The organism is Okeania sp. (assembly GCF_983059655.1).
Genome location: NZ_CEZPJD010000349.1, coordinates 1 through 6726 on the forward strand (window position 1 = coordinate 1; position 6726 = coordinate 6726).

At 37.4% G+C, this 6726-nt stretch carries 7 protein-coding genes; all 7 read left to right on the forward strand.

Annotation, left to right across the window (positions count from 1 at the left end):
• Positions 1-325, forward strand: a 325-nt coding sequence (locus tag AC3DU7_RS18805; protein ID WP_488040844.1) for a zinc ribbon domain-containing protein, incomplete at its 5' end; no start/stop codon positions are given.
• A 332-nt stretch (positions 326-657) separates the two neighbouring features.
• Positions 658-1977, forward strand: a complete 1320-nt coding sequence (locus AC3DU7_RS18810) for a hypothetical protein (RefSeq protein WP_488040845.1) — start codon at positions 658-660, stop codon at positions 1975-1977.
• A 414-nt stretch (positions 1978-2391) separates the two neighbouring features.
• Positions 2392-2976, forward strand: a complete 585-nt coding sequence (locus tag AC3DU7_RS18815; RefSeq protein ID WP_488040846.1) for a TIGR04376 family protein — start codon at positions 2392-2394, stop codon at positions 2974-2976.
• 368 nt (positions 2977-3344) lie between these two features.
• Positions 3345-3530, forward strand: a complete 186-nt coding sequence (locus AC3DU7_RS18820) for a PCP reductase family protein (RefSeq protein ID WP_488040847.1) — start codon at positions 3345-3347, stop codon at positions 3528-3530.
• Between the two features lie 277 nt (positions 3531-3807).
• Positions 3808-4533, forward strand: a complete 726-nt coding sequence (gene tpiA, locus AC3DU7_RS18825; protein ID WP_488040848.1) for a triose-phosphate isomerase — start codon at positions 3808-3810, stop codon at positions 4531-4533.
• Between the two features lie 775 nt (positions 4534-5308).
• Positions 5309-5437: a hypothetical protein gene (locus AC3DU7_RS18830; RefSeq protein WP_488040849.1), complete on the forward strand. Its 129-nt coding sequence runs from the start codon at positions 5309-5311 to the stop codon at positions 5435-5437.
• Between the two features lies 1 nt (position 5438).
• Complete coding sequence (gene folP, locus AC3DU7_RS18835) at positions 5439-6290, forward strand: dihydropteroate synthase (RefSeq protein WP_488040850.1); 852 nt, start codon at positions 5439-5441, stop codon at positions 6288-6290.
• The last annotated feature ends 436 nt before the right edge of the window (positions 6291-6726 follow it).

Genomic DNA, 6726 nt, shown 5'->3' on the forward strand with positions numbered 1-6726 from the left:
GCAGGGTTTTGAAGTAGAGGTGCGGGCGGTAATACGCCACATCGACTATAACAAAACAGAAAAATATGGTCGTGATTTTAGAGTAATTAGTCGTTGGGAACCCACATCTCAAACCTGTTCATGCTGTGGGTTTAAAGGTGGAAAGTTAGACCTTCAGGTGCGAGAATGGGAGTGTCTAAACTGTGGCAGCAAACATGATAGAGACGAAAACGCAGCGATAAATATATTAGTCGCCGGAGGGCATTCGGAGACGAAAAACGGACGTGGAGGCAAGTGTAAGACTACCGCCAAGGTAGCAGCAGCCTGTGAGACGTCAACCCGCTGAGGAGTTACGGCTCGGTAGGAATCCCCGTGCCTAACAGCCGGGGAGGATGTCAAAAACTATAGTTAAAATTTCTATGATTAGTCTCAGATGAGACACAGTTACTAGATAATCTTAGTATAGCATTTCTCATAACAATGAGGTACATTTACGATCCTCCTAAATCCCCCTTAAAAAGGAGGACTTTGAAATCTTTCCCCTTTTTAAGAAGGGCAGAGGGGGATCTAAAACTGTATATCACCAGTTTGAGAAACGTTATAAACTAAAATATCTGAATCAAAATTAAACAAACTCTTAAATCAAAAATTATTGAGGATAGGGAGTAACAAAAGAATATGACCACGAACTACCAAAAAACTAGAGAAAATTCAGAAAAAACAAGATTTCAAGATCCTATTTCTGCAGAAAATCTTGCTGAAAATTTGATGGAAGATATGTTTCGCGATATTGACCGAGTATTGGATGGTGGTACTCGTTTGCCGACTCAAGTGGCTAAACCAGAAGTTGTATCTTTAACGCAAATTAAGGTTCCTCAAATTGTTCTGCCTCAAAATAATACTCAATCTCCAGAAATTGACAAAGAAGAAAAGGCAAAATTAGCCAAAGTAGAAGCAGAAAAAAAACAAAACCAATCATTAGACAAACTGCTTTTAGGGGCAGCTTTTACCTCTATATTAGTCACTCTTTCTTTATGGTTAGTAACTAGGGGAGGACTCAATAAAATTTTAGGTTATTTAGGTTATGTAGAAAAACCCAACGAATCATCAGAAACATTAACTCCTAAAGCAGCAGCAGATAAAGAATTTGCTGAGTATATAGAGCGATCGCTCCAGATGATTGAACAACAAGAAGCAGTTCAGAAACAACAACAACAAATTCCTGGTATACCACCCGCCCCACCAAGCAACAACTTACCAACAGTACCAGTACCTGCAAACCAACCTACAAACACTAGCTTACTATTACCGCTCAACCGACTGGTCGATCTCATGGAAGCACAAGTAGCAAAAGGACCTATAACTGTTCCAGAAACTAAAGTGGTGGTAATTCCTCCAGTGCCAAGTGTTGTACCTTCAGCAGTAGCAGTAGCACCAAAATCTGCCGAATCTTCCCCAAAGTCATCAGCAGCATCTGCATCTAATGCTTCTGCCTCCGCAGAGGCTGCTGACAACGTTACAGAAAGGTCGGAAGCAACAGAAACTACTAAATCAGAAGTGGCAAAAGTAGAGGAGAAAGCTAAACCAACACAAGAAGTAGCAAAAAAACCGGAAGCAACAAGCCAACCGGAAGCATCATCCCAGTCGCAATCTGAAACCAAACCAGAAGCAGAAATTCAATCTGAAACAGAAGCAAAGTCAGAAGAGTCACAAGCGCCAACACAACCAGTACAATTGCCTCCACCTCCAGCAGAAGTACCTGCAACGAACACAATTATAGAAAGTAAAGCTCAGATTCCCATTAATACCTTGGTGGGTGTTTTGGAGTTAGGGGAACGCTCCGCTGCTTTATTTGAAGTAGAGGGTGTAGCTCGTCGGATATATGTAGGCGAGAATATTGGTGGTAGTGGTTGGACTCTTGTTAATGTGGCAAACCAAGAAGCTGTAATTCGCCGTAATGGTGAAATTCGTTCTGTTTTTGTAGGGCAACAGTTTTAGTTTAAGGGAACAGGGAATAGGGAATAGGCAACAGGCAACAGGCAACAGCTCATGTGTGGGAAAAATATTTCCCTGTCTTGCAGTTTCCGATCGCCATAAGTCCTAATCAACCCATTCTTTGCTATATAAGCTATCAAGTTAAATAGACATCTGGTGGTAATAAAAAATCAAATCAACTATCGTACAGAAATTATCAATTCTTTCCCCCTACTCTGTACGGACGTTGCATGCAACGTCCCTACTTCCTCTTTTGGTGGAGATGTCTAATTTTCCACTGCCTAATCCTCCTAATTTTATATCATCTTGACCAAAAAATCAGGTCTCAAGCCTATGACTTTCCGTTTGTCATGCTGCGCAAACAGGTAGAGAGAGGTACTGATAACTGATAACTGATAACTGATAACTGAAATAACTATGGGTTTATTTGACGATTTCAGCGAATTTCTAGAAAATCGGCTTGAAGAGTTTCTGCGGAATAATCCTCACTTAGAACTTCAGGCACTCGAAGAGCAACTACGCAAACAAGAAGAAGACACTTTGCGGTTAATAGTACAACTCCAGCGCCAAGAAAAAAAATCAGAGCAAGATATCCTTTCAACAGCGCAAGAAGTAAAGCGTTGGCATAACCGAGTAGAAAAAGCACGAACAGCTAATAGAGCCGATCTAGCTCAGGCAGCTCAAGAAAGGGAAGCATTTTTTTTGCGCCAAGGTAATCAGCAGTGGGGACAGATGCAAGGATGTAAGCAGCGCATCCAACAAGCTAAAGAACTCTATCGTCAAATTAAACAACGTCGGGAGGAAGTACGAGCAAAGGCTGTTCAAGCTGAAGCTAACCGTTATACCGCTAAGAATGAAAGACGTTGGGAAACCGATGGCTGGAATCAAACTAATTCCTATAATTTTGCTAATTCATTAGATCCTTTAGAAGCACAATTTAAAAGTTTAGAAACAGATGAAGAGTTAGAAAAAATGAAGCGGGATATGGGAAACAATGAATAATTAATAATTAATAATTAATAATTAATAGGCGTTGGTAAATTAGGGTATGATTTGTATTTTTTGGTAATTGCTAAACTATTGAATAATATCGAATCCGTTTAATTCGGTATAAAAAAATATTCCATCTTCATCCAGAGCGGAAAGAATTCTGAGTTATTTTCCCTTCTGTTTGCGGAGCATTCCGTAGGAAATTCTGAATTCTGGATTCTGGATTCTGATTCACTATCTTATTACACCGATGCTACCGGATTTGATATAACAAATATTTGAGATTGTTCAATTTTTATTTTCATACCTTGATTGACCAACGCCGAATAATTAATAATTAATAATTAATAATTAATAATTTATTTGTTGCAAGATTTAAAATGACTGATTCTAATTTTAATAACGAATTGAAATGGACGCCAGAAGCTCAAATTAAATTAAAAAACATTCCCTATTTTGTTCGAGCTCAGGCAAGAAAGCGAATTGAAGATTTGGCCAGAGAAGCAGAGCAAGAAGTCGTCACAGCAGAAATAGTTGAGCAAGCTCGGTTGGAATTTGGCCAGTAGGTTGACGAAGTTAAAAGTTAAAAGTTAAAAGTTAACCCACCCCTGCCCCTCCCAGGAGGGGAGCCAGAAAGGGAAGTAGGGGATTTGAGCTCCGCTCCAAAAATATTTCGCCATTTCCCGGCGGGGTGGCACGACTCAATCCTTTTTGATAACACCATCCCGATCGACAAAATTGTGATGAAGAAAACAATTATTCTTTGAAGTCTAGAAAAAGGACTCATAAAGCCTTAGACTGGAGTGTTGCAGATAGTCAAGTTTGAGGTCTACAAAATCAACAGTGAGAAAAATTATAATTGCTGGGAACTGGAAAATGTACAAAACCCAGGCAGAAGCTAAAGAGTTTCTCCAGGGTTTGATGTCTCAACTCATAGAAACTCCTGAAGAACATGAAGTAGTTCTCTGCACTCCCTTTACTGCACTAGATGTTATGTCAAAAAGCTTGCACGGGAGTCGGATAAAGTTGGGTGCCCAAAATATTCATTGGGAAGAGGAGGGAGCATATACAGGAGAAATTTCTGGCCCAATGCTCAAGGAAATCGGAGTTAGTTATGTAATTGTTGGCCACAGTGAGCGTCGTCAATATTTTGGTGAAACTGACGAAACAGTTAATTTGCGCTTAAAAGCTGCTCAGAAGTATGGTTTAACCCCTATTCTCTGTGTGGGAGAATCTAAGGAGCAAAGAGCTGCTGGTGAAACAGAATCACATATCTTTTCTCAGTTGGCCACAGATTTAATTGATGTGGATCAGGAAAATCTAGTAATTGCTTATGAACCTATCTGGGCAATTGGTACTGGTGATACTTGTGAAGCTACAGAAGCTAACCGTGTTATTGGTTTAATTCGTAGTAAGTTAACTAATTCTAATGTCACTATTCAATATGGTGGGTCTGTTAAACCTAATAATGTTGATGAAATTATGGCTCAACCAGAAATTGATGGTGCTTTAGTTGGGGGAGCAAGTTTAAAGCCAGATAGTTTTTCTCGTCTGATTAATTATAAATAATTTAAGGATTTTTGATAATTAATTAGACTTCTTTTCATTAATGGATAATTGATAATGGATAATTGATAATTACCTCTGGTTAAAACCGTTACGGAATTGAATATAAAGAAATATTATTTCTTCTGTTGGTTGATTGGATATGGCGAGGGGACCCGCTCTTATCAGAGCCGCTCCGCTTTACATGTTGCGGAGCAAAACGCCATCCCACCCAACGGGTGCGCTCCGCTTTTTCCTACGGAATGCTCCGCATGCTCCGCAAACATGTTGCGTAGCAAAACGACCGCTTTTTTTTTCCTTAAAAGGGGAGGCTTTAAACCAGAATTATTTAATTATTAATTATTAATTATTAATTATTCGGTAAAAACTAAAAAAGGGAGGAAAAAAGAGTATGTTGCAGCAAAATAGAAATATAAATTCACCAATTTAATCAATACTTTACACTATAATATAACTATAAATTGGTGTTCAATAATTTAGAATTAAGGATTTAGAATTACCTCTCCTTGAAAAGAAGAGGATTGGGTTAAAAGGAATTTGTTTCTTTTTCTCCATTAATGGAGAGGCTTTATACCTTAATTTTTCGGTAATAATTATGGAGAATAAAGCCTCACTATTATTTATAGATTTGGTTTAATTCTTCGACCTAGTTTTTGCTCTAATAACAGTTATAGTTGACATTTTTTTTCTTCCCTTTTGCTTAAATTATCCTAAAAATCAATTCTCTTGAAGAAGGCAGAAGGCAGAAGGCAGAAGGTCTAATTCTTATGGATAGTCAATGATCGGCAACTTTGTGTCTCATAAACCCAAACAATTTTCGGTACTGTGTAGGTGGTGGGGTATTAAAAACGCCATAGAAAAGATAGATTATTTAACTATTACTGCATTAATTATTAAACATCATTGAAATGCACAATTACTATCAAAATTTTACTTGGGGAAAACGTACCTATATTATGGGTATTTTGAATGTAACGCCAGATAGTTTTAGTGATGGTGGTGATTTTAATACGCTAGAAACATCTTTAAAACAAGCAAAAAAAATGGTAGAATATGGTGCCGATCTGATTGATATTGGTGGTCAATCTACTCGACCTGGGGCTGAAGTTGTTTCTCTAGACGAGGAATTTAATCGGGTTTTACCAATAATTAAGCTATTAAGAAATCAGCCAAATATTTGTGCGGAAATTCCAATTTCTGTTGATACAACTAGGGCAGTAGTTGCACAAAAAGCTGTGGAAGTTGGTGCTAATGTAATTAATGATATTTCTGGGGGTACTTATGACTCAGATATGTTTTCCGTGGTGGCTGCTCTCAAAGTGCCCATTATATTAATGCACATTCGAGGTACGTCAAAAACAATGCAACAATTGACAGATTATCAAGATTTAATTAGGGAAATATATCAATTTTTAGAGAGTCGAATAGAAGCTGCTATAACAGCGGGAATTGAACGGGATAAAATTATTATTGACCCTGGAATTGGTTTTGCCAAAAACTACGAACAAAACTTAGAAATTATCCGCAATTTATCAAAATTTAGAAGTTTAAATTGTCCGATTTTAGTAGGATTATCTCGTAAAAGTTTTATTGGTAAAATATTAAATCAACCTGATGCTAAACAAAGAGTTTGGGGGACTGCTGCTGGTTGTGTGGCAGCGATCGCTGAGTCTGTAGATATTTTACGAGTTCACGACGTTAAAGAAATGTCTGAAGTTTGTCGAGTTGCTGATGTTATTTTTAGGAAGGAAGAAGCATAGAATTCAGGAGTTATATCATTTATCAAAAAGTTTTCTACATTTTGTTGAGCAGGGGAGTAGGGGAGTGGGGGAGAAGTAAAAAGTAAGAATAATTCATATTAACTGAGCTATTTTTAGCAAAAATCAGCAATAAAAGGCAATTACTTTTGACTTTTGACTTAAAATTGACTTTTGACTTTTGACTTTTAACTTTGCTGCCTATTTTTCAATTCAGCAATAAAAGGCAATTACTTCTAATTTCTTACTTTTGACTTTTGACTTTTGACTTTTGACTTAAAATTGACTTTTGACTTTTGACTTTTAACTTTGCTGCCTATTTTTCAATTCAGCAATAAAAGGCAATTACTTCTAATTTCTTACTTTTGACTTTTGACTTTTGAATTTTGACTTAAAATTGACTTTTGACTTTTGACTTTTAACTTTGCTGCCTATTTTT

Bases quoted from the DNA above. Each gene is read 5' to 3' on its own strand.
- AC3DU7_RS18815 (WP_488040846.1), top strand. From the start codon at position 2,392: ATGGGTTTATTTGACGATTTCAGCGAATTTCTAGAAAATCGGCTTGAA.
- AC3DU7_RS18810 (WP_488040845.1), top strand. From the start codon at position 658: ATGACCACGAACTACCAAAAAACTAGAGAAAATTCAGAAAAAACAAGA.
- AC3DU7_RS18820 (WP_488040847.1), top strand. From the start codon at position 3,345: ATGACTGATTCTAATTTTAATAACGAATTGAAATGGACGCCAGAAGCT.
- AC3DU7_RS18830 (WP_488040849.1), top strand. From the start codon at position 5,309: ATGATCGGCAACTTTGTGTCTCATAAACCCAAACAATTTTCGGTACTG.
- folP (WP_488040850.1), top strand. From the start codon at position 5,439: ATGCACAATTACTATCAAAATTTTACTTGGGGAAAACGTACCTATATT.